Origin of the sequence: Pseudomonas sp. MYb2, assembly GCF_002979955.1 — a bacterium.
GTDB lineage: Bacteria > Pseudomonadota > Gammaproteobacteria > Pseudomonadales > Pseudomonadaceae > Aquipseudomonas.
Genome location: NZ_PCQC01000003.1, coordinates 365,284 through 388,706, shown reverse-complemented (window position 1 = coordinate 388,706; position 23,423 = coordinate 365,284). Strand labels below are relative to the sequence as shown.

General features: G+C 59.9%; 22 protein-coding genes. 14 read left to right on the top strand and 8 right to left on the bottom strand.

The window, feature by feature from the left end; genetic code table 11:
* The first annotated feature begins 34 nt into the window (after positions 1-34).
* The 8 genes from CQ009_RS06960 to CQ009_RS06925 all read left to right on the top strand — a co-directional run bounded on the left by CQ009_RS06960 (position 35) and on the right by CQ009_RS06925 (position 7,783).
* Positions 35-856 carry an ABC transporter substrate-binding protein gene (locus CQ009_RS06960; RefSeq protein ID WP_105705267.1) on the top strand — a complete coding sequence of 274 codons (822 nt, stop codon included), beginning with the start codon at positions 35-37 and terminating at the stop codon, positions 854-856.
* A gap of 9 nt (positions 857-865) precedes the next feature.
* Positions 866-1,222 (top strand): DUF4398 domain-containing protein, encoded by a 357-nt coding sequence (locus CQ009_RS06955; protein WP_082355479.1) that lies wholly within the window; start codon positions 866-868, stop codon positions 1,220-1,222.
* Positions 1,219-2,031: an OmpA family protein gene (locus CQ009_RS06950; RefSeq protein ID WP_064391473.1), complete on the top strand. Its 813-nt coding sequence runs from the start codon at positions 1,219-1,221 to the stop codon at positions 2,029-2,031. Before CQ009_RS06955 ends, CQ009_RS06950 begins: the two co-directional genes overlap by 4 nt.
* Before the next feature lie 291 nt (positions 2,032-2,322).
* Entirely contained in the window at positions 2,323-3,762 is a 1,440-nt protein-coding gene (locus CQ009_RS06945) for a PLP-dependent aminotransferase family protein (protein WP_064391472.1), read from the top strand.
* 78 nt (positions 3,763-3,840) lie between these two features.
* Complete coding sequence (locus CQ009_RS06940; protein WP_064391471.1) at positions 3,841-4,317, top strand: hypothetical protein; 477 nt, start codon at positions 3,841-3,843, stop codon at positions 4,315-4,317.
* 166 nt (positions 4,318-4,483) lie between these two features.
* On the top strand, positions 4,484-4,738 hold the full coding sequence (locus tag CQ009_RS06935; protein ID WP_105705266.1) for a YkgJ family cysteine cluster protein: 255 nt from the start codon (positions 4,484-4,486) through the stop codon (positions 4,736-4,738).
* 41 nt (positions 4,739-4,779) lie between these two features.
* Positions 4,780-5,385: an START domain-containing protein gene (locus CQ009_RS06930; protein ID WP_105705265.1), complete on the top strand. Its 606-nt coding sequence runs from the start codon at positions 4,780-4,782 to the stop codon at positions 5,383-5,385.
* Positions 5,386-5,689: 304 nt separating this feature from the next.
* Positions 5,690-7,783 (top strand): LTA synthase family protein, encoded by a 2,094-nt coding sequence (locus tag CQ009_RS06925; RefSeq protein ID WP_064391469.1) that lies wholly within the window; start codon positions 5,690-5,692, stop codon positions 7,781-7,783.
* Between the two features lie 75 nt (positions 7,784-7,858).
* On the opposite strand, the gene CQ009_RS06920 is transcribed toward CQ009_RS06925, so the two are convergent.
* A complete protein-coding gene (locus CQ009_RS06920) occupies positions 7,859-8,017 on the bottom strand; it encodes a DUF3309 family protein (RefSeq protein WP_169432680.1) in 159 nt (52 codons plus the stop codon).
* 324 nt (positions 8,018-8,341) lie between these two features.
* Here CQ009_RS06920 and CQ009_RS06915 point away from each other — a divergent pair, with 324 nt between their 5' ends.
* From CQ009_RS06915 to csrA, 3 genes are all read left to right on the top strand, one after another.
* Entirely contained in the window at positions 8,342-9,157 is an 816-nt protein-coding gene (locus CQ009_RS06915) for an SDR family oxidoreductase (protein ID WP_105705264.1), read from the top strand.
* Positions 9,158-9,220: 63 nt separating this feature from the next.
* Entirely contained in the window at positions 9,221-9,553 is a 333-nt protein-coding gene (locus tag CQ009_RS06910) for a YnfA family protein (RefSeq protein WP_105705263.1), read from the top strand.
* Positions 9,554-9,700: 147 nt separating this feature from the next.
* Positions 9,701-9,886, top strand: coding sequence for a carbon storage regulator CsrA (csrA, locus tag CQ009_RS06905; protein ID WP_064391466.1), 186 nt, complete (start codon positions 9,701-9,703; stop codon positions 9,884-9,886).
* Between the two features lie 6 nt (positions 9,887-9,892).
* On the opposite strand, the gene CQ009_RS06900 is transcribed toward csrA, so the two are convergent.
* The 5 genes from CQ009_RS06900 to mnmC form a co-directional block, all read right to left on the bottom strand.
* Positions 9,893-10,120: a YheU family protein gene (locus tag CQ009_RS06900; protein ID WP_003192759.1), complete on the bottom strand. Its 228-nt coding sequence runs from the start codon at positions 10,118-10,120 to the stop codon at positions 9,893-9,895.
* A gap of 201 nt (positions 10,121-10,321) precedes the next feature.
* The gene (locus CQ009_RS06895; protein WP_105705262.1) at positions 10,322-11,512 is read right to left on the bottom strand and encodes an osmoprotectant NAGGN system M42 family peptidase; all 1,191 of its coding nucleotides are present in this window, start codon (positions 11,510-11,512) and stop codon (positions 10,322-10,324) included.
* Positions 11,513-11,650: 138 nt separating this feature from the next.
* Positions 11,651-13,396 (bottom strand): N-acetylglutaminylglutamine synthetase, encoded by a 1,746-nt coding sequence (gene ngg / locus CQ009_RS06890; RefSeq protein ID WP_064391464.1) that lies wholly within the window; start codon positions 13,394-13,396, stop codon positions 11,651-11,653.
* A gap of 3 nt (positions 13,397-13,399) precedes the next feature.
* Positions 13,400-15,172 (bottom strand): N-acetylglutaminylglutamine amidotransferase, encoded by a 1,773-nt coding sequence (locus CQ009_RS06885; protein ID WP_105705261.1) that lies wholly within the window; start codon positions 15,170-15,172, stop codon positions 13,400-13,402.
* 163 nt (positions 15,173-15,335) lie between these two features.
* Positions 15,336-17,315 carry a bifunctional tRNA (5-methylaminomethyl-2-thiouridine)(34)-methyltransferase MnmD/FAD-dependent 5-carboxymethylaminomethyl-2-thiouridine(34) oxidoreductase MnmC gene (gene mnmC / locus CQ009_RS06880; RefSeq protein WP_105705260.1) on the bottom strand — a complete coding sequence of 660 codons (1,980 nt, stop codon included), beginning with the start codon at positions 17,313-17,315 and terminating at the stop codon, positions 15,336-15,338.
* 228 nt (positions 17,316-17,543) lie between these two features.
* On the opposite strand from mnmC, the gene pap reads away from it, so the two are divergent.
* Complete coding sequence (gene pap / locus CQ009_RS06875; RefSeq protein WP_105705259.1) at positions 17,544-19,058, top strand: polyphosphate:AMP phosphotransferase; 1,515 nt, start codon at positions 17,544-17,546, stop codon at positions 19,056-19,058.
* Between the two features lie 102 nt (positions 19,059-19,160).
* Complete coding sequence (locus CQ009_RS06870) at positions 19,161-20,345, top strand: thiolase family protein (RefSeq protein WP_105705258.1); 1,185 nt, start codon at positions 19,161-19,163, stop codon at positions 20,343-20,345.
* Between the two features lie 102 nt (positions 20,346-20,447).
* Here CQ009_RS06870 and CQ009_RS06865 read toward each other — a convergent pair whose 3' ends face one another.
* Positions 20,448-20,651, bottom strand: coding sequence for a DUF6316 family protein (locus CQ009_RS06865; RefSeq protein ID WP_064391459.1), 204 nt, complete (start codon positions 20,649-20,651; stop codon positions 20,448-20,450).
* A 211-nt stretch (positions 20,652-20,862) separates the two neighbouring features.
* Here CQ009_RS06865 and CQ009_RS06860 point away from each other — a divergent pair, with 211 nt between their 5' ends.
* Entirely contained in the window at positions 20,863-21,816 is a 954-nt protein-coding gene (locus CQ009_RS06860) for a DMT family transporter (RefSeq protein ID WP_105705257.1), read from the top strand.
* 79 nt (positions 21,817-21,895) lie between these two features.
* On the opposite strand, the gene CQ009_RS06855 is transcribed toward CQ009_RS06860, so the two are convergent.
* On the bottom strand, positions 21,896-23,290 hold the full coding sequence (locus CQ009_RS06855; protein WP_105705256.1) for a class II fumarate hydratase: 1,395 nt from the start codon (positions 23,288-23,290) through the stop codon (positions 21,896-21,898).
* Positions 23,291-23,423 lie beyond the last annotated feature (133 nt).

Below are 23,423 nucleotides of genomic sequence, written 5' to 3'. Positions count from 1 at the left end.
TTTTTGTCTCGGATTTGAGTGGGAGCGTTTCGCCATGGATTTGCGCTGCGGATGGTTGTTGGGATTGGCCCTGTTGCCAGGTTTGGCCGCGGCCGCCGGCAAGTGCGAACGCCTCATCGTCACTGGTAGCCCGGATGCGCCACCGTATCTGTGGCAGGATCCGCAAAATCCCAAGCAGTTGATCGGCGCCAGTGCCGACCTGTTGCAACAAATCGGCAAAGACCTCGGCATCAAAGTCGAGTTGCTCTACGCCGGTAAACGCTCGCAAGCCCTCGATGAAGTGCGCAGCGGGCGCATGGACATGCTGGCTGACGCACCGCTGACCCTCAACGAGTTGGAAACCCTCGACTACATCCATCCACCGTTGCTGGAAAACGACTATCTGGTGTGGACGCGCAAAGGCTCGACACTGGTCTACAGCGAAGCCAAAGACCTGCACGGCCATGCCGGAGCCTTGTCGGAAAAGTCTCGCATGACCCAGGCATTTGGCACGTTCGCCGAGCAGAATCTGACCCTGACCAAGACAGCCAACCTCACCCAAGCGCTACAGAAATTGCTCCTTGGTGAAGTGGAATATGTACTCGCCGGCCGCTATTCGGGCATGGCCGCCGCGCAGGCGTTGGGTATGGCCAATGACCTGTTGGCGTTCGAACAACCCATCGACCGGCCGGGGCTGTTTCTTGCGGTTTCTCACAACTCGGCCTGCAACGATCCGTGGTTGCGCGGACAGCTAGCCAAAAAGATGACAGAATTGCCCGCGTCCGGACTGACGGAAGCCGCGCTGCAACGCAATATCGAGCGCTGGAAGGCGCAGCAGCAACAGCCGCAACAACCTGTCAGTGCCCCAAAACAGTAGGGATTCTTAGTGAGTATTCGACCTCTTTTCGCGGCTGTGGCCGTTCTGGCCCTGGCCGGTTGCGCGACCGATCCGGCACCCGTTGAACAAATGCGCCTGACCGAGCAGGCCATTACCCAGGCCAAGGCTGTCGGCGCCACCGCTGATGAAGTGCCGGAAATGAAACTGGCCGAAACCAAATACGACCGTGCCAAAGGCAACATGGCCGACGAGTCCTACCGCAATGCGCGTATGCGTGCCGAACAGGCTGAGCTGGATGCGCGTCTGGCTGAAGCCAAAGTGCTGACGCAAAAAAGCGAAGAACAGGTGAACGTGCTCAACACCCGCATCGTCCGACTGCGCAAGCAACTGGGAGATGCCCAATGAGCCTCAAATCCAAAGTCGTTGGCGCGCTGATTCTCGCCGGTTGCGCCAGCCTGTACGGCTGCGCCGGACAGCACAGCGAATCCGCTCTGCAAGAAGCCGGCGCCGACTTCCAGAAAGTCAAAGAAGACTCCAACGTGCTGCGCATCGCGCCGAAAGACGTGATTCGTGCAGGAGAATCGCTGGCTCGCGCCGATCGCCTGTCGACCTATTGGGGCAGCGGTTCGGACGTGGTGCACTACGCCTATCTGAGCCAGCGCTACAGCGAAATCGCCCGCGAACACACCAATCAGGTGCTCAACGAAGAGCGCGCGGCCAAGCTCGAACTGGAACGCCAGCGTCTGCAGTTGGCTTTGCGTGAGTCCAAGCTGCTGAGCGTACAGCAGCAGGGTAAATGGCTCGAAGAGCAGATCGTCGCACTGGCCACTACGCAAACTGACCGGGGCCTGGTGATGACCCTCGGCGATGTGTTGTTCGACACCGGTGAAGCGGAGCTGAAAAACTCGGCCAACCGTGTCGTGCTGAAGATCGTTCAGTTCCTGCAACTGAATCCGAAACGCGTGGTGCGCATCGAGGGCTACACCGACAGCACCGGCGGCAAGCAGGAAAACCTCAAACTGTCCCGCGACCGCGCACAAGCCGTGGCGGACGTGCTGATGGATCTCGGGATCGACGACAAACGCATTCAGGTCGAAGGTTACGGCGATGAATACCCGGTAGACGTCAATGCTTCCGAGCGTGGGCGCGCACAGAACCGTCGGGTGGAAATTGTCTTCTCCGACGAAAAAGGCCAGCTCGGCGCCGCCCGCTAAGCAAGGCAAAACCCTGTAGGAGCTGCCGAAGGCTGCGATCTTTTGACTTTTCTTTTTGAAGATCAAAAGATCGCAGCCTTCGGCAGCTCCTACACAGCTCCTGGAAAGCCCGGACTGTCATGCAGTGCCGGGCTTTTTTACGTCTGTCGATTAGCTCGCAAATCAGTACAGTCAGGGGCAGACACCGCACTGTATGGTCGACTAAAGTGGTAACTGTCCCAGTACACTTCTAAACTGTTCCGGTATTGTTTCACACAAGAATAAAATGCCCGTGAAATCGAGTGCTGCGTCATGACCAATCTCTTGCTCTACCAACGTATTGCTCAGCAACTGGCCGAAGACATTCGCCGTGGTGTCTATCAACCGGGGGAGCGCGTGCCTTCGGTGCGCAAGATGAGTTCGCAGCTCAACGTCAGCCATGCGACGGTGTTGCAGGCGTACGCCAATCTTGAAGATCAGGGGCTGATTCGCGCGCGTCCGCAGTCCGGTTATTACGTGCACCAGACACCCGCGTTGACTGCGCCGACGCCCGACATCGCCCGGGTTGAGCGTCCCGGTCTGGTGACCCGCAGCAGCATCATTCAACAGGTTCTGGTCGAATCACGACGCGAAGGTGTATTCCCGTTGGGCGCTGCGGTGCCGAGCGTCGATTACCTGCCGGTTCGGGCGCTGCATCAGCAACTGGCCAAAGTTACCCGTTTCCATAGCCCGCGCGCCTTCAGCTACATGTTCAGCCCCGGTTTTGAACCGCTGCGCCGGCAAGTGGCGATCCGCATGCGCGATGCCGGCGTAGTCGTCGACCCGTCGGAGGTGGTGATCACCCACGGTTGCGTCGACGCCTTGCAGATGTCGTTGCGGGTACTGACCCGGCCCGGCGATCTGATCGCGGCTGAATCACCGACTTATTATGGTCTGTTGCAACTGGCTGACCTGCTCGGCCTGAAAGTCATCGAAATCCCCAGCGATCCCGCCACCGGCATGAGCCTGGAGGCGCTGCAACTGGCGGCCAATCAATGGTCAATCAAAGCGTTGGTGCTGACCACGCGCCTGAGCAATCCCTTGGGCGGCACCATGCCCGAAGAGCGCCAGAAGCAATTGCTGCGCCTGGCCTCGGACTTCGATATCCAGATCGTCGAAGACGACATCTATGGCGAGTTGATGTTCGAGCAGGGTCGCACCAAAGCGCTCAAGGCGTATGACCGACTGGATCGGGTTATCTACTGCTCGAGTTTTTCCAAAACGTTATCGCCAGGGGTGCGCATCGGCTGGATGATCGCCGGCAAATACCAGCAGGAAATCCAGCGCTTGCAGACCTTCAGTACGCATTCGGCGTGCAGCGTGACGCAAATGGCCATTGCCGCCTATCTGGAAAACGGTGGTTATGACCGGCATTTACGGTACATCCGCCAGGAATACCGGAAAAACCTCAGTGCCTTTCAATTGGCGGTGCAGCAGTACTTCCCCGAAGGCACGCAAATGTCCCGGCCCACGGGCGGTTTCATCCTCTGGGTGAGTCTGCCTGGGCGGGTCAATACGCAGGAATTGCATGTTCGCGCCTTGCAGCAGGGCATCAGCATTGCGCCGGGGCTTATCTTCAGTAATACCGAGCAGTTCAACCACTGTATACGCCTCAATTGCGGGATTCCGTGGAATCGCGAAGCGGAGAGGGCGCTGATGACCCTGGGTCTGTTGGCCACTCAACTGTGTCAGGAAACAGCAGGCGGATTCTGAACGAGAGGCGGCTGATGCTTGTCTTGTGACGCTCAACAAGCGAGCATATGGCCCTCTGCCGTTAGTGTCGTTGGGTCCATGAAAGCGATTTTTCCTGCCGCCGGAGTTCTGCTGTGCCTGCTGATGATCGGCCATGCGCCTGCTGTGGCGGCCGCAGTGCAGGAAAAGCCCGCCGTCACGAGTACAGCCAAGAAGCAGGCAACCAGCCAGAAAAAGACGCCGGTCAACAAGGCCCAGAAGAAAAAAGCCGCTGCGGTGAAGAAGCGAGCACCGATCGCTTCCAAGTCAAAACCCGCCAGCGAAGTGGCGAAAACCAGATTGCCAGCGGCCAGGCTCGACTTGAGCCTGCCCAAGGATATGGTTCAGGAGTTGAAACCCAAGGGCACTGTTGAATTGCCCAAGCGCGAGCCGATCCTGCCGCAGATGTTTGGCGAGAAAAACAGCGGTTTCCAACTCAACGGTCGCTTGCTCAGCAACGAAATGCAGTTGCAACTGCGCAACGAAGAGCGTCGCGAAGTCGAAGGCGCGGCACTCGATTTCGAATTCAAGCAGTAAATTCCGCCGGTCTGTGACCCGCACAGCAGACGCTTTGTCGCAGACTGGTCAGTCACATTCGCTTATCGCTAAAAACCCCGGTACCGGCAATTTAAAACAGCCGTTTTAGCGGTTACTCTGTTCGGCGTCTCTTTAACACATCGCCCGTCGCGAGGATTTTTCCGTCATGAAATGCCGTGAAGGCTGTGGCGCTTGCTGCATTGCCCCTTCCATCAGTTCGCCGATTCCCGGCATGCCCGATGGCAAACCTGCCGGCGAACGTTGCGTGCAACTCTCGGTCGAAAACCTGTGCAGCATTTTCGGCCGCCCCGAGCGTCCGACAGTTTGCTCGGGTTTTACCGCGGATCTCGAAACCTGCGGCAGCAGCTCGGAAGAGGCGATCAGGCTGATCGGCTGGTGGGAGCAAATGACGGCGGCGTGATGTGTCAAACGAACGGAACTTCAACAATAAGGAATAAGACTATGGGTTCGCTGCATCGTATCGCTGTGTTGTGTGGTTTGACCGCTGTGCTGGCCACGTCCGTCGCTCAGGCTGAAGACTGGAAGGTCGCCAAGGAGCAGGATGGCATCAAGGTCTCGCTGGCCGAAGTGCCGGGTTCGGACTACAAGTCCTACCAAGGCGTTGCGCTGATGAAAACCACCGTCGCCAAACTGCGCGCACTGCAGGAAGACGTCGCTGGCGCCTGCGCCTGGATTCACGAGTGCAAGACCCAGAAACTGCTCAAACACGAAGGCGATCAGAGCTGGACCTACACCCAGTTCAACACGCCTTGGCCGGTAACTCCACGTGACTCGGTGATCGAAGTCACCACCGTCGAAGGCGCCGACGGCAGCCTGACCCGCAACCTCAAAGGTCTGCCGACGTACGTTCCGGAAGAAAAAGGCTTTGTCCGCGTGCAGCAGGTCAAAGGCTTCTGGAAGTTCGTACCCAAGGGCGACCAGGTTGAAGTGACCTACCAGGTGCACACCGAGCCCGGTGGCAGCGTGCCGGCGATGGTTGCCAACAAGTTCGTGGTCGACGCACCGTTCAACACCCTCAAAGCCTTGAAAGAACGCGCCGAGAAGTAATCAAACGCGCTCTAAGAAACGCCCCGACCGATACGGGGCGTTTTGTTTTGTATCTATATTGTGTTTCCAGATATGCGTTGAACGAAATTTTCACAAAGCGTTCAAGACAATTCGCCCGCGCTGTTTTCCGGCTGTCATCGCTTTAAATGAAAGTGTCTGGCAGCGCGGCAGTAATCAATGGCAATGGCGCGGGTGATCGTGCAACATTTGCGCACCGCGCAAGCCCCGGGGTCTGGAATGACCAATAGAGGGCATGGCGCCGCTGTATTTTGCAACTTCAACTTCCAATGGGTCCTAAAACGACATGGCAAACCCGGACGCCCTGAATCAGCAGCGATCTTCTGCTCGCCTGCTGCAACCGACCGTCAAATCGCATCTGGCCTACACGCTGCTTTGTGCGCTGGTCATGATGGTGATGTTTTCCGTGCTGCGCCTCGCGCTGCTGGTCTACAACCGCGAGATGATCCTCGACACCCCGGCTTCGACCTTCCTCGAAGCCTTCGCCAACGGCCTGCGTTTCGACCTGCGCCTGGTGGTCTATGTGTGCATTCCGCTGGTGCTGGCGCTGTTCAGTGCCCGCGCCATGGCCGCGCGCGGTTTCTTTCGCCTGTGGCTGACCATCGCCTCGAGCATCGCGCTGTTCCTCGGCCTGATGGAGATGGACTTCTACCGCGAGTTCCACCAGCGCCTCAACGGTCTGGTGTTCCAGTACGTGAAGGAAGACCCGAAAACCGTGATGAGCATGCTCTGGTACGGTTTTCCGGTGGTGCGTTACCTGCTGGCGTGGGTCATCGGCACTGTCATTCTGACCCTGGCGTTCAAAGGCGCTGACCGTGCCACGCGTCCGCGCGGACCGTTCAGCGGCGGCAGCGTCAGCAGCCGTCAGGTTGCGCCGTGGTACACCCGTCTGGCGGTGTTCGTGGTCTGCCTGCTGATCTGCGTGGTCGCCGCTCGTGGCACCCTGCGTCAAGGCCCGCCGATGCGTTGGGGTGACGTGTACACCACCGATTCCAACTTCGCCAACCAGCTCGGCCTCAACGCTACGCTGTCGCTGATCGAGGCTGCCAAGTCGCGCATGGGCGAGGATCGCGACAATATCTGGAAAGCGACGTTGCCGCAGGAGCAAGCGCAGAAAGTCGTGCGTGACATGTTGCTGATGCCGGACGACAAACTGGTGGATGCCGATATTGCCGCCGTGCGCCGTGATTACACGCCGCCGGCCGACAAGACCCTGCCGATCAAGAACGTCGTGGTGATCCTGATGGAAAGCATGGCCGGTCACTCGGTCGGTGCATTGGGCGCGCCAGGCAACATCACGCCATACCTGGACAAGCTGTCCAAGGAAGGCCTGCTGTTCGACCGCTTCTTCTCCAACGGTACGCACACTCACCAGGGCATGTTCGCGACCATGGCCTGCTTCCCGAACCTGCCAGGTTTCGAATACCTGATGCAGACCCCGGAAGGCAGCCACAAGCTATCCGGCCTGCCGCAGGTGCTCAGCGCCCGTGACTACGACGACGTGTACGTCTACAACGGCGACTTCGCCTGGGACAACCAGTCAGGCTTCTTCAGCAACCAGGGCATGACCAACTTTGTTGGCCGTAACGACTTCGTCAACCCGGTGTTCTCCGATCCGACCTGGGGCGTGTCTGACCAAGACATGTTCGACCGTGGCCTGCAGGAGCTCAAGGCGCGCGAAAACGGCAAGCCGTTCTACGCGCTGCTGCAAACCCTGTCCAACCACACGCCATACGCCTTGCCGACGCCATTGCCGGTTGAGCGCGTCACCGACCGTGGCAGCCTCAACGAACACTTGACCGCCATGCGCTACTCCGACTGGGCGCTGGGTCAGTTCTTCGAGAAGGCACGCAAAGAGCCGTACTTCAAGGAAACCCTGTTCGTCATCGTCGGCGACCACGGCTTCGGCAACGAGCGCCAGATCACCGAAATGGACCTGGGCCGCTTCAACGTGCCGATGCTGATGATCGCTCCGGGCATCCAGGAGAAGTTCGGTACCCGCGACCACACCGTCGGTACGCAGATCGACATCGTGCCGACTATCATGGGCCGCCTGGGTGGCGAAGTGCGTCATCAGTGCTGGGGCCGCGATTTGCTCAATCTGCCGGAAGGCGACACCGGTTTCGGTGTGATCAAACCGTCGGGCAGCGAGCAGACCACCGCCATCGTCACGGCCGACCAGATTCTGGTATTGCCGAGAGACAAGGACATGGGGCCGAAGATGTGGCAGTACCAGTTGGGCGCCAATCCGCACGCCGAAGTGGTACCGAATGCACCGCGCACCGCCGAGTTGAAACTCAAGCTTGAAGCGTTTCTGCAAACGGCGACCAAGAGCCTGATGGATAACACCGCTGGTGTGATCCACGGCAAGCCGGATTGATCGCCTGGCGACAGTAAAACCCACGCAATAAAAAAGAGGCCCTGAACAGGGCCTCTTTTTTTTGCGCTTGAATCGTTATATCCGACCGAGTAACAGCAGCACTAGCAGCACTACCAATACCACGCCGATAATGCCCGAAGGACCATAACCCCAACTTCTGGAGTGCGGGAAGACCGGCAGACCACCGATCAGCAACAGGATCAGGATAATGATTAGAATTGTGCCCATGTCGATTTCCTTGTTGAGAGAGTTCGAGAAGTCTTGGTGTTCAAGGGGCGACTGGAGACTAAGTAATTCCAGACGGCTTACAAATTCCGACTGGTGCGAGTGAAAGAAAATTCAATGTTTTTTTAATGTATTTGGATCACTCGCTTATTTCCTTTGTAGCGAAAAGATCGCAGCCTCGTTTCACTCGACAGCACCTACACGAATCCATGTAGGAGCTGCCGAAGGCTGCGATCTTTTGATCTTGCATTCAGCAACTTGATGGAGCGTGGGCGCGCGCACAACCTTCGCTACACTCCGCGCATCTTCCCCGGAACAACAAGGCTCTCTGCTATGCAAAATCGCATGATGATCACTGGCGCGGGCTCAGGCCTGGGTCGCGAAATCGCGCTGCGCTGGGCGCGCGAAGGCTGGCAACTGGCGCTGTCCGACGTCAGCGAGCCCGGTCTGCAGGAAACCCTCAAATCAGTTCGTGAGGCTGGTGGCGACGGCTTCATCCAGCGTTGCGATGTGCGTGATTACAGCCAACTGACTGCGTTCGCTCAGGCCTGCGAAGAGAAACTCGGTGGCATCGACATCATCGTCAACAACGCCGGTGTGGCGTCGGGCGGGTTCTTCAGTGAACTGTCGCTGGAAGACTGGGACTGGCAGATCGCGATCAATCTGATGGGCGTGGTCAAGGGCTGCAAAGCCTTCCTGCCGTTGCTGGAACAAAGCAAAGGCAAGATCATCAACATTGCCTCGATGGCGGCGCTGATGCAGGGCCCGGCGATGAGCAACTACAACGTGGCCAAGGCTGGCGTAGTGGCGCTTTCGGAAAGTCTGTTGATCGAACTGGCGCAACAGGAAGTCGGCGTGCATGTGGTGTGCCCGTCGTTCTTCCAGACCAACTTGCTCGACTCGTTCCGTGGCCCGACTCCGGCAATGAAAGCGGCGGTCGGCAAGTTGCTGGAAAGCTCGCCGATTACTGCAGCGGACATCGCTGACTACATCTACCAGCAAGTCGCTGCCGGCGAGTTCATGATCCTGCCGCACGAACAAGGACGCATGGCCTGGGCGATCAAGCAGAAGAACCCGCAACTGCTCTATAACGAGATGACTTCGATGGCGGAGAAAATGCGCGCCAAGGCCAAACAGAACAACGGCTGACCTTGCCCATTGCAGACGGCGTCGTTAGGGTGGCCGCAATGGTCACCCTGTCGAGACGCGTCAATGCTCAATTACTTGTGGTTTTTCCTCGCGGCGTTGTTTGAAATCGCCGGTTGTTTCGCTTTTTACATGTGGCTGCGCCAGGGCAAAAGTGCATTGTGGGTGATCCCGGCGCTGCTCAGTCTGACCTTGTTTGCGCTGTTGTTGACGCGTGTCGAAGCGGGCTATGCCGGTCGCGCCTATGCCGCTTACGGCGGCATCTACATTGTTGCTTCGGTTGGCTGGCTGGCGGTGGTCGAGCGCGTTCGGCCTATGGGGTCAGACTGGATCGGCATGGCGTTGTGCGTGATCGGCGCCAGCGTGATTCTGTTCGGTCCACGGTTTTCAGCCGCTTGAGTCGAAGGTTGTTTAACGATTTGCAGGAAAGGTCTGAAGGATGTTGCGCAGGCCGGTGTAGGGCATTACTGATTTGCCCGGCGTGCATTGAACAGCCGCCGCAAGCCGCGCATCTTCAGGGTTCGCTAACCCTGAAGGACGAATCTCATGCTTGTACTCAGCCGTGTCGTTGGTGAGTTGATTTCAATCGGTGACGACATTTCCCTGCGCGTGCTGTCGGTAAACGGTTCCAGCGTGCGCTTTGGCGTCGAAGCGCCGCAAAAGGTCAATGTGCATCGCGCAGAAGTCTATGACCGGATCAAGCGCAAGCAGGCCACCGAGAAGGCCCGCTGAGGATTTTCAGTCGAACAGATGCTTGGGGACGTCGTGCTTGAGCATCAGTTGGCACTGTTCGCTTTCCGGATCGAAGACGATCAACGCCTGCCCCTTGGTCAATGCCTGGCGCACGCGCAGCACGCGGGTTTCCAGCGGCGTGTCATCGCCGTTGTCGGTGCCGTCGCGGGTGACGAAATCTTCGATGAGGCGGGTGAGGGTGTCGACTTCAAGAGCGTCGTAGGGGATGAGCATGGGGCACCTCGGTCAAATCAATGTCGGGATGCTACGGCGATTGCTGTTTGCCTGCCAGTTTTGTGTTGGATGGGCCGGCCCATTCGCGAGCAGGTCGAATCGTCGCACCGTCGCTCCCACATGGGAACGCATTCCGAATGTGGGAGCGACGGTGCGACGATTCGACCTGCTCGCGAAGGCGATTGCCCAGATGATGGAGATTTAACTGTCGGAACGCTGCCCCACCAGACTGTCCACCGACGGCACCCGCGTATCGCTTTCCATCTGCGTGTCATGTTCGATCTGATGACTGAAGCGATCCAGCGATGCATTCGCCGGCGCCGCATCGCTGGCGAATACCGGCGGGCTCAGAATATAAGCGCCCAACAACCGGCTCAACGCTGCCAGACTGTCGATGTGCGTGCGCTCATAACCATGGGTTGCATCGCAGCCAAAAGCGAGCAGGGCGGTGCGGATATCGTGGCCCGCGGTCACCGCCGAATGCGCATCGCTGAAGTAATAGCGGAACAAATCGCGGCGCACCGGCAATTCATTTTCACTGGCCAGGCGCAGCAAATGTCGCGAGAGGTGATAGTCGTAAGGCCCGCCGGAATCCTGCATCGCCACACTCACCGCGTGTTCGCTGGAGTGTTGCCCCGGCGCGACCGGCGCAATGTCTATGCCGACAAATTCACTGACATCCCACGGCAATGCCGCCGCCGCGCCGCTGCCAGTTTCTTCAGTGATGGTGAACAGCGGATGGCAATCGATCATCAGTTCCTGGCCGCTATCGACGATGGCTTTCAGCGAGGCCAGAAGCGCAGCAACGCCAGCCTTGTCATCGAGGTGTCGAGCGCTGATATGGCCGCTTTCGGTGAACTCCGGCAGCGGATCGAAGGCCACCACGTCACCGACGCTGATGCCCAGCGAATCACAATCGGCCTTGGTCGCGCAGTAGGCGTCCAGACGCAGTTCGACGTGATCCCAACTGATCGGCATTTCATCGACTGCAGTGTTGAAGGCATGCCCGGAGGCCATCAGTGGCAACACACTGCCGCGAATCACGCCGTTGTCGGTAAACAGGCTGACGCGGCTGCCCTCGGCAAAACGGCTCGACCAGCAACCGACGGGGGCGAGGGTCAGACGACCGTTGTCTTTCACCGCGCGCACGGCGGCGCCGATGGTATCCAGGTGCGCCGAAACCGCGCGGTCAGGGCTGTTCTTCTTGCCCTTGAGCGTGGCGCGAATGGTGCCGCGCCGGGTCATTTCGAACGGGATGCCGAGTTCTTCCAGACGTTCGGCAACGTAGCGCACGATGGTGTCGGTGAAGCCGGTAGGGCTGGGAATGGCGAGCATTTCCAGGAGGACTTTTTGCAGGTAGTTGAGATCCGGTTCGGGGATTTGCGTGGTCATGGAAACTCCTGATGGGTTGAGCACTGATCGTTCCCACGCTCTGCGTGGGAATGCAGCCCGGGACGCTCTGCGTCCCAAATGGACGCGGAGCGTCCGGTGAGGCGTTCCCACGCAGAGCGTGGGAACGATCAGGAAATGTCAGACAGCCGGCTGACTGTGCGGAAACAACAAATCGACAAACCGCTCCGCCGTTGGCTGCGGCTCATGGTTGGCCAGCCCGGCGCGTTCGTTGGCCTCGATGAATACGTACTCCGGTTGATCCGCCGCCGGCACCATCAAGTCGAGACCGACCATCGGTATGTCCAGCGCCCGCGCCGCACGCACCGCCGCATCGACCAGGGTCGGATGCAGAATTGCCGTGACATCCTCCAGTGTGCCGCCGGTGTGCAGATTCGCCGTACGGCGTACAAACAGATGCTCGCCCGCCGGCAAAACACTGCTGTAGTCATACCCGGCGGCATGCAAAGTGCGCTGGGTTTCGTGATCCAGCGGAATCTTGCTCTCACCGCTGGTGGCCGCTTGCCGTCGCCGACTCTGGGCTTCGATCAATGCGCCGATCGAATGCTGACCATCGCCGACCACTTCTGCTGGTTTGCGAATCGCTGCCGCGACCACTTCAAAACCGATCACCAGAATCCGCAGATCAAGGCCTTCGTGGAAGCTCTCCAACAGCACGCGGCTGTCGAATGACTTCGCCGCTTCGATCGCCTGCTGCACCTCTTCGATGCTCTGCAAATCCACCGCCACGCCTTGGCCCTGTTCACCGTCGAGCGGCTTGACCACCACGCGTTGATGCTCATCGAGAAAGGCCAGATTGTCGTCGGCATTGCCCGCCAATTGCTGAGACGGCAGATTCAGACCGGCCGCTTTCAGCACCTTGTGCGTCAGGCTTTTGTCCTGACACAGGCTCATGCTGATCGCGCTGGTCAGGTCGCTCAACGATTCGCGGCAACGCACGCGGCGGCCGCCATGGCTGAGGGTGAACAGCCCGGCATCGGCGTCATCGACCTGCACATCGATGCCACGCCGATGGGCTTCTTCAACGATTATCCGCGCATACGGATTGAACTGCGCCTCCGGGCCGGGGCCAAGAAACAGCGGCTGGTTGATGCCGTTCTTGCGCTTGATCGCGAAGGTCGACAGGTTGCGGAAACCAAGCTTGGCGTAGAGGCTTTTGGCCTGACGGTTGTCGTGCAGTACCGACAGATCCAGATAGCTCAAACCGCGACTCATGAAGTGTTCGACCAAGTGCCGCACCAACACTTCACCGACGCCCGGACGCGAGCACTGCGGATCGACCGCCAGGCACCACAGGCTGCTGCCATTCTCCGGATCGTTGAATGCTTTTTGATGATTCAGGCCCATGACGCTGCCAATCACCGCGCCGCTGTCCTCGTCCTCGGCCAGCCAATACACCGGGCCGCCCTGATGATGCGGGGTCAGCAGCGTGGCATCGATCGGCAACATGCCGCGTGCCGAATACAGCTGATTGATCGCCTGCCAGTCCGCCTCGCTCTGCGCGCGGCGAATACGGAAGCCGCGAAACACCCGGGTGGCTTGGCGGTAATCGCTGAACCACAGGCGCAAGGTATCGGATGGATCAAGGAACAGTTGCGTCGGTTCCAGCCCTAGAATCTGCTGCGGCGCAGCGACGTACAAAGCAATATCACGCTCGCCCGGTTGCTCGTTGAGCAACTCCTGCGCCAGCGAGGCCGGATCGGGAAAGGTGTGGCCGATCAGCAACCGGCCCCAGCCGCAATGCACGGCAATCGGGTCGGCAGCGAGGGTGCTGCCATCTTCGGCCAGGCGCGCCTGCAAGCGCTCGTAGGACGGCGTCTGGCCGCGTATCAGCCGTTGGTTAATGGCCGTGGCGTGGGGTTTCATCGATCAGATTCCTTGTTCACTGAGCCACAGGTTCAGGGCCGCCAGTTGCCACAGTTTCGAACCGCGCAACGGCGTCAGTTGGCCTTGCGGATCAGTCAGCAATTTGTCGAGCATGGCCGGGTTGAACAGGCCGCGATCCTGACTCGGATCGAGCAGCAGTTCGCGCACCCAGTTCAGCGTATCGCCCTGCAAGTGCTTGAGGCCGGGCACCGGGAAATAGCCTTTTTTGCGGTCGATCACTTCGCTCGGAATCACTCGGCGTGCAGCTTCTTTCAAGACTTGCTTGCCACCATCGGGCAGCTTGAATTGGCCCGGTACACGCGCCGACAGTTCGACCAGTCGATAATCGAGAAACGGCGTGCGCGCTTCCAAACCCCAGGCCATGGTCATGTTGTCGACGCGTTTGACCGGGTCGTCGACCAGCATCACCGTGCTGTCCAGACGCAGCGCTTTGTCCACGGCCGCATCGGCGCCGGGCTGGGCGAAATGTTCCTTGACGAAGTCGCCGGCAGCATCATTCTCGGTCAGCCATTGCGGTTGCACGGTGGCGGCGTAGTCGTCGTAACTGCGGTCGAAAAACGCGTTGCGATAGGCCGCGTAAGGATCGGCCGCGCCGTCGACTTGCGGGTACCAGTGATAACCGGCGAACAGCTCATCCGCGCCTTGGCCGCTCTGCACCACCTTGCAGTGCTTGGCCACTTCACGGGACAGCAGATAGAAGGCGATGCAGTCATGGCTGACCATCGGCTCGCTCATCGCGCGGAACGCGGCGGGCAATTGCTCGATGATTTCTTTTTCGTCGATGCGCAATTGATGGTGCTGGGTGCCGTAGTGTTTGGCGATCAGATCCGAATACTGGAACTCGTCGCCGCGCTCACCGCCGGCATCCTGGAAACCGATGGAAAAGGTCGAGAGGTTCTCGACGCCGACTTCACGCAACAGACCGACCAGCATGCTCGAATCGACACCGCCGGACAGCAGCACGCCAACATCGACTGCCGCACGTTGACGAATCGCCACCGCCTCGCGGGTGCTGTCGAGGACGCGATCGACCCAGTCTTCCAGGGTCAGATTTTTCTCATCGTCGTGTGGGCCGTAGGGCAGGGTCCACCAGGTTTTCTGTTCGGTGGTGCCATCGGCTTCAACGCGCATCCAGGTGGCTGGCGGCAACTTTTCAATGCCCGCCAACAAAGTGCGTGGAGCAGGCACCACGGCGTGGAAATTCAGGTAATGGTTAAGCGCCACCGGATCGAGGATCGGGTTGATGTCGCCACCCTTGAGCAGCGCCGGCAGGGCCGAAGCAAAACGCAAGCGCTGACCGGTGCGCGACAGGTACAGCGGCTTGACGCCGAGACGGTCGCGGGCAATGAACAGACGCTTGGCGTCGCGCTCCCAAATGGCAAACGCGAACATGCCGTTGAGTTTCGGCAGCAGCGCTTCGCCCCAGGCGTGGTAACCCTTGAGCAGCACCTCGGTGTCGCCACCGGAGTAGAAGGCATAGCCCAGCGCTTCGAGCTCAGCGCGCAATTCCGGGAAGTTGTAGATCGCGCCGTTGAAGGCCAGCGACAGGCCCAGTTGGCTGTCGATCATCGGCTGCGCCGAGCCGTCCGACAGGTCCATGATTTTCAGGCGACGATGGCCCAGGGCAATCGGCCCTTGGGCATGAAAGCCCCACGCGTCGGGGCCGCGAGGCGCCAGGTGATGGGTGATTCGCTCGATGGCTGCAAGGTCTGCAGGTTGTTGATCAAAACGTAACTCGCCAGCTAATCCGCACATAAAGTCCTTACCGGTTTTTCCGTTGGGGAGGGTGTTTCTTCAGCGGCCGACATGGCCGCTACTCAGAAACTGACCCGGTGCGGTTGTGGGAGTTTTAGAACGATAAGTTATAAGTGACGGCGTCAGACCGGCGGGGCACTGTTGCGGCGCCCGTGGTATCCAGTCATTTGCCGCGAATCAGGCGGCGCAAGGCAAAGCGGTTCGGATGGCAGGCTTCGGCGACACTTCTTGGTAGCGGCAACGGTTCGTTATCGAGCCAGGCGGCTAGCAATTCACCCGACAGTGGCGCGGTGATCAGGCCGCGCGAGCCGTGACCGCTGTTGACGTACAGACCATCAAGCCATGGGCAGGCAATGTCCGGAACCAGACGGGCATCTTTGCTCAGTGCCGCGTACACCTCGAGAAACGCTTCGCGGTCAGCGAGAGGGCCAACGATCGGCAGATAATCCGGGCTGGTGCAACGAAAGGCTGCGCGGCCCTGAAGATCTTCGACCAGCTGTTCGCTGATGTGCAGGCGCGTGACGAGATCGGTAGAGATCTCTTCGAGCATCGCCAGATTGCCCACGTGTTCAGCGGTGGTCGGATTCAGATCATCGTTGTTGAAGTCAAAACTGGCACCGAGAGTATGTTCGCCCAAACGCGCAGGGGCGACGTAGCCTTCGGCGCAAACCACCGTAGTCAGCGCCTGACTTTGCGGCGTTTCGGCGAGGCAGGTGATTTGCCCGCGAATGCGTTTGAGCGGCAATTCGGCACTTTGCGCAAAACGCTTGATCTCGGCAGCGCCGGCCAGCACCACCACCGCAGCGCTGGCGAGCAAGCGCTCGCCGTCGAACGCTTGCCACTGGTCATCGATCTTGCGTAGCTCCAGCGCTTCTTGATGGCTGAGCAGTTCGATATTCGCCTGCGCCGCTTGCGCCTGACACAACGCGGGCGGATGCACCCAGCCGCCTTCGGGGTAGTACAAACCACCGTGGGCCAGGCCGACCCCGGCGCGGTTTTGCGCCTCGGGTTGCTCCAGCCATTGCAGCAAATCCTCCGGGAATGCCGCCGCCAATTGCGCGTGACGCTCGGCTTCCTTTGCATTGAACGCCAGTTGCAGCACGCCACAGTCGTCCCAGTCCGTGCCGCGTTGCAGGCTTTCCAGCAGACGTCGGGTGTAGCCGAAACCGCTGACGATCAACTGCGACAACGCCGTGCCATGCGCAGACAACTTCAGATACAGCACGCCCTGTGGATTGCCCGAGGCTTCTTGCGCCACGCGAGCGTGACGCTCAAGCAGACTCACCTGCCAACCGCGTGCGGCCAGGCTGGATGCCGTGGCGCAACCGGCCAGACCGGCGCCGATCACCAGCGCCCGACGTTCACCGTTGACGGCAGCAGGGCGGGCGAACCAGGGCTTTTCAGGGACGGGTGGGGCGACTTCCGGCGGCCAGCCAAGGAACTCGCCACGGAGGATTTCCCACTTGTGGCCGATGCCGGGCGTGCGTTTCATCTTGAACCCGGCAGCGTTGAGCAAGCGCCGTACCCACCCGGTACTGGTAAACGTGCTGATGGTCGAGCCGGGTGCCGCCAGGCGTGCCAGCTCGACGAACAGTTCAGCCGTCCACATATCCGGGTTTTTCGCCGGGGCGAAGCCATCGAGAAACCAGGCGTCGATCTGCGCGTCGAGTTGCGGCAGTTGTTCCAGCGCATCGCCGATCAGCAGGGTCAGGGTGACGCGACCGTTGGCCAAGGTGATGCGCTGGAAACCCTGATGGATCGCTACATAATGCTTGAGCAACTGATCAGCCAGTGGCTTGAGCTCTGGCCACAGTGCCAATGCCCGTTGCAGATCGGCCGGGCTCAACGGGTACTTTTCGACGCTGACGAAATGCAACCGCGCACCGGCCACCGCGTGTTGCTCGAACAACTGCCAGGCGCAGAGAAAATTCAGCCCGGTGCCGAAGCCGGTTTCGCCGATGACCAGGCGACCGCTTGCCGACAAGGCGGCAAACCGTTCGGCCAGACGGTTTTGTTCGAGGAACACATAACGGGTTTCATCCAGACCTGACTTGTCGGAAAAATACACGTCATCGAACACGCGCGAACGCGGGCGTCCCTGGTCATCCCAGTCGAGTTGGGCGTGGGGCAATACAGGTTTCATGGCAGGCTCGGCAACGACAAGGCGGCCATTCTAGCTGATCGGACGAGGGCTGCTTGATCCATGGCAAGGCTTGATTCGGGGGTGTCGTGGAAAATGGCAAAAGATCGCAGCCTGCGGCAACTCCTGCAGGGTGGATCGTATTCCAATGCAGGGACTGCCGCAGATTGCGATCTGTTCAGAGGTTGTCATCATCCGCTAGTCTTGCTGAACCCTGGAAGGAGCCGTCCCATGTTTGAATCCGCAGAAATCGGTCACGCCATCGACAAAGACACCTACGAGGCCGCCGTCCCCGCGCTGCGTGAAGCACTGTTGGAGGCGCAGTTCGAATTGCAGCAACAGAAGCGCTTCCCGGTGATCATCCTGATCAACGGCATCGAAGGAGCGGGCAAGGGCGAGACGGTCAAGTTGCTCAACGAATGGATGGACCCGCGCCTGATCGAGGTGCGCACCTTCGATCAGCAGACCGATGAAGAACTGTCGCGGCCACCGGCGTGGCGCTATTGGCGGATGCTTCCGGCGAAGGGGCGGATGGGGATTTTCTTCGGCAATTGGTACAGCCAGATGCTCCAGGGGCGGGTGCATGGGCTGTTCAAGGATCCGCGCCTGGATCAGGCTATCGCTGGTGCCGAACGCCTGGAAAAGATGCTCTGCGACGAAGGCGCGCTGATCTTCAAGTTCTGGTTTCACTTGTCCAAGAAACAGATGAAAGCGCGGCTCAAAGCACTGGCCGACGACCCTCTGCACAGCTGGCGCATCAGCCCGCTGGACTGGCAGCAATCGCAAACCTACGACAAGTTTGTCAAATATGGTGAACGTGTGCTGCGCCGTACCAGTCGCGACTACGCGCCATGGCATGTCATCGAAGGCATGGATGCCAACTACCGCAGCCTGGCCGTTGGCAAGATTCTCCTCGAGGGTTTGCAAAGTGCGCTGAAGCGCCCGGACGTTCATCCGCATGATGTCAGCGCCGCACCGCTGGGTACACCGGTGGATCACCTCAACCTGCTCGACAGCCTCGACCTGACCCAGCGTCTGGACAAGAAGGACTACGAGGAACAATTGATCACCGAGCAGGCGCGGTTGTCCGGGTTGATGCGCGACAAACGCATGCGTCGCCACGCACTGGTCGCGGTGTTCGAAGGCAATGACGCGGCCGGCAAGGGCGGAGCGATCCGTCGAGTTGCGGCGGCGCTCGATCCACGTCAATACAACATCGTGCCGATTGCTGCGCCGACCGAAGAGGAGCGCGCGCAGCCGTACTTGTGGCGTTTCTGGCGACATATTCCGGCGCGCGGCAAGTTCACCGTGTTCGACCGCTCCTGGTACGGCCGAGTGCTGGTGGAGCGTATCGAAGGTTTTTGTACACCCGCCGACTGGCTGCGCGCCTATGGCGAGATCAACGACTTCGAAGAGCAACTGGCTGACGCCGGAGTGATCGTGGTCAAGTTCTGGCTGGCCATTGATAAAGACACGCAGATGGAGCGTTTCCAGGAGCGTGAGGAAATCCCGTTCAAGCGCTTCAAGATCACCGAAGACGACTGGCGCAACCGTGACAAGTGGGACGATTACCGCGCCGCCGTGGGCGATATGGTCGATCGCACCAGCAGCGAAATCTCGCCCTGGACGCTGGTCGAGGCCAATGACAAGCGCTGGGCGCGGGTCAAGGTGCTGCGCACGATCAACCGTGCGCTGGAAGAAGCCTTCGAGAAATCCGACAAGCACGCCAAGAAGCACAAGGACTGAGCCGATAGACGCGCATACGCGGGGTGAATGATTGTCGCGGTCGTTGATGCAGTGGACTTATGCTCGGTCCACTCTCAACTGACCACAACAATGAGGTATGCCATGCGTGAAGTGGTGATCGTCGACAGCGTGCGGACTGGCCTGGCCAAATCCTTTCGCGGCAAGTTCAACCAGACCCGTCCCGATGACATGGCGGCTCATTGTGTCAACGCGCTGCTTGAGCGCAATGACATCGACCCGGCCAGCGTCGAAGATTGCATCGTCGGCGCCGGCTCCAACGAAGGTGCGCAGGGCTACAACATCGGCCGCAACGTCGCGGTGCTCTCGCGTCTGGGCACCGGCACCGCCGGCATGACCCTCAACCGTTTCTGCTCGTCGGGCCTGCAGGCGATCGCGATTGCTGCCAACCAGATTGCTTCGGGCTGCAGCGACATCATCGTCGCCGGCGGCGTTGAATCAATCAGCCTGACGATGAAAAGCGTCAACACCGATCACCTGATCAACCCGCTGCTCAAACAGCAGGCGCCGGGCATCTATTACACGATGGGGCAGACTGCCGAAGTGGTCGCGCGGCGCTATGGCGTCAGCCGTGAGGCGCAGGATCGTTATTCCCTGCAAAGTCAGATTCGTACCGCTCAGGCGCAGGCCGCCGGGTTGTTCAACGATGAAATCGTGCCGATGGCGGTGAAATATCGCGTCGAGGACAAGAACACCGGCGAGGTGCAGATCCTCGACGGCGTGGTCGATCGCGACGACTGCAACCGTCCGGACACCACGTATGAAAGCCTCGCCGGGCTGAAACCGGTATTTGCCGAAGACGGGTCGGTGACGGCGGGCAACTCGTCGCAGCTGTCCGACGGTGCGTCGATGACACTGGTGATGAGCCTGGAGAAAGCCTTGCAACTGGGGCTCAAGCCGAAAGCGTTTTTCCGTGGCTTTACCGTGGCCGGTTGCGAGCCGGACGAGATGGGCATCGGTCCGGTGTTTTCGGTACCGAAACTGCTCAAGGCCAAGGGCTTGCAGCTGGCGGATATCCATCTGTGGGAATTGAACGAGGCGTTTGCTTCGCAGTGCCTGTACAGCAGGGATCGGCTGGAGATCGACAACGACAAGTACAACGTCAATGGCGGCTCGATTTCCATTGGTCACCCGTTCGGCATGACCGGATCGCGGCAGGTCGGGCATCTGGTGCGTGAGTTGCAGCGGCGTAATTTGCGTTATGGGATCGTGACGATGTGTGTGGGTGGCGGGATGGGGGCGACGGGGTTGTTTGAGGCAGTTCGCTAGGGCAAAAAGAGTTTTGCAGACCTGTCGATTGCTATCGCGAGCAGGCTCACTCCTACAGTTGGAATGCGTTCCCCTGTAGGAGTGAGCCTGCTCGCGATGGCATCAACCGGTTGTCCGATTGGAATCCAGAAGCTGCATCCGCGCGATATAAGCCTTTATTTCCTGCTCAGCCTTCTCGGCACTGTCGAAAGGCCCCTCAAGGGTATTCTCCCGAGTGCTGAAAAACAGTTCGCCATTGACCCGGCACACCCGGTCGCTGCGAAAGTGCATTTCGGGGGCGCTGTCGCGGGCGCGCATTCCTAACATGATCGGTCTCCTTGGCTGCTGTGCTGGAAGGGATCCAATGAGCTTATGCGTGAAGCACTTGGCGCGCGCGCTCAGCCGATCAACGGCAACGCGTCAATTAAATGCTGCGACCTGCACAGTTTCATTCGCGTCCTGAGCGCAACTGTCCCTGTGTCGGGCCAGGTAGCGCGCCTAGAATGAGCGCACTTGTCAGCAGGCTTTTGGGGTTTCCATGCACATTTCATCCGGTCGCTGGGTCTACGGTCTGTTCCTGGCGCTGCTGACCGCGTTTCTGTGGGGCATCCTGCCGATCAAACTCAAGCAAGTCCTGATGGTGATGGACCCGGTCACTGTGACCTGGTTTCGTCTGCTGGTGTCCGGTGGTTGCCTGTTCATTTACTTGGCTTCGGTCAAGCGCCTGCCGAGTCGCAAAGTGCTCGGGCCCAAGGGCGGCTGGCTGGTGCTGATGGCAGTGCTCGGCCTGGTTGGCAACTATGTGTTGTACCTGATGGGCCTCAATCTGCTCAGCCCCGGCACCGCGCAATTGGTGGTGCAAATGGGCCCGATCATGTTGCTGATCGCCAGTCTGTTTGTGTTCAAGGAGCGTTTCAGCATCGGCCAGGGCATTGGCCTGGTGGTGCTGTTGATCGGGTTTGTGCTGTTCTTCAATCAACGGCTAGCGGAGTTGCTGACGTCGCTGTCGGATTACACCGCTGGTGTTTTGCTGGTGTTACTGGCGTCGACGGTCTGGACGTTCTATGCGCTGGGCCAGAAACAACTGCTGACGGTATGGAATTCGCTGCAGGTGATGATGGTGATCTACCTGTTCTGCGCGTTATTGCTGACGCCGTGGGTGCATCCGCTCGAAGCACTGAGTCTGAGCCCGCTGCAGGGCTGGCTGCTGCTGGCGTGCTGCATGAACACGTTGATTGCCTACGGTGCATTTGCTGAAGCGCTGGCCCATTGGGAGGCATCGCGGGTCAGTGCGACGTTGGCGATCACGCCGCTGGTGACGTTTGGCGCGGTGGCGATTGCGGCGCGGATCTGGCCGGAATACGTGCATGCCGAGCAGATCAACGGGCTCGGGTATGGCGGGGCGGTGCTGGTGGTGTTGGGCTCGGCGCTGGTGGCGTTGGGGCCGTCGTTGATTGCCGGGCTCAGGGCGCGGCGGATGCGTATGGCCTGAAGATCAAAAGATCGCAGCCTGCGGCAGCTCCTACACAGGTCGCATGTAGGAGCTGCCGAAGGCTGCGATCTTTTGCTTTTTAACCCTTGGCGCCAGCCTCGATCATGTTTTCCGGCCGCACCCACGCATCAAACTCTTCATCGGTCAGATACCCCAACGCCAACGCCGCCTCACGCAAGGTCAGTCCTTCGCTGTAAGCCTTCTTGGCAATCTCCGCCGACTTGTCATAGCCGATGTGCGGGTTCAGCGCCGTCACCAGCATCAACCCACGCTCAAGATGTCGCGCCATGACCTCGGCATCCGGCTCCAGCCCGGCAATGCAGTGCTGCTGGAAGTTGCTGCAACCGTCGGCAAGCAAGCGAATCGATTGCAGCAGGTTGTGGATGATCACCGGTTTGTACACGTTCAACTGCAAGTGACCCTGACTGGCGGCAATGCCGATGGTCACGTCGTTGCCCAGCACCTGACAGGCGAGCATCGACAGCGCTTCGCACTGCGTCGGGTTGACCTTGCCCGGCATGATCGAACTGCCCGGCTCATTGGCCGGTAACCGCACCTCGGCAAAACCTGCGCGGGGCCCGGAGCCAAGCAGACGCAGGTCGTTGGCGATTTTCATCAGCGCCACGGCGAGGGTTTTCAGTGCGCCGGAGAGGCTGGTCAGCGGTTCGTGGCCGGCCAGCGCCGCGAACTTGTTCGGCGCGGTAACGAATGGCAGACCAGACAGCGCCGCCAGCTCAGCGGCAATCGCTTCACCAAAACCGTGCGGAGAGTTCAGCCCGGTGCCAACCGCTGTACCGCCCTGAGCCAGTTCACACACCGCTGGCAGTGCGGCGCGAATAGCGCGTTCGGCGTAATCGAGTTGCGCTATGAACCCGGACAGCTCCTGACCGAAGGTAATCGGCGTCGCGTCCATCATGTGCGTGCGCCCGGTTTTCACCAGTTTCATGTGCCGCGCGGCCAGCTCGGCCAAACCGCCGGACAGCTCGGCGATCGCCGGCAGCAGTTGTTCCTGCACGGCTTGCGCGGTGGCGATGCTCATGGCGGTGGGGAAGCAGTCGTTGGAGCTTTGCGAGCGATTGACGTGATCGTTGGGGTGCACCGGCGTCTTGCCGCCGCGCGGGTTGCCGGCCAGTTCGTTGGCGCGACCGGCGATCACCTCGTTGACGTTCATGTTGCTCTGCGTGCCACTGCCGGTCTGCCAGACGACGAGCGGGAACTGTTCATCGTGCTGACCGTCGAGCACTTCGTCGGCTGCCTGTTCGATCAGGCGGGCGATGTCGGCGGGCAGGTCGCCGTTGCGGTCATTGACGCGGGCGGCGGCTTTCTTGATCAGGGCCAGGGCGTGCAGCACCGGCAACGGCATGCGCTCCTGACCGATGGCGAAGTTGATCAGCGAGCGTTGCGTCTGAGCACCCCAGTAGGCGTCGTCCGGGACTTCGATCTGGCCCAGGCTGTCGGTTTCGATACGGCTCATCGTGCACACTCCTGTTGGTCTGTTTGCGCAGTTTAGGCCGGCATCGGCCGTGGTGGTTCCATCGAGCCGATTGTTGACCGGTAAAACCCGGCCAATCAAGCGCGGCAAGGCTCGGGGGTTGAGCCGCAGCGTT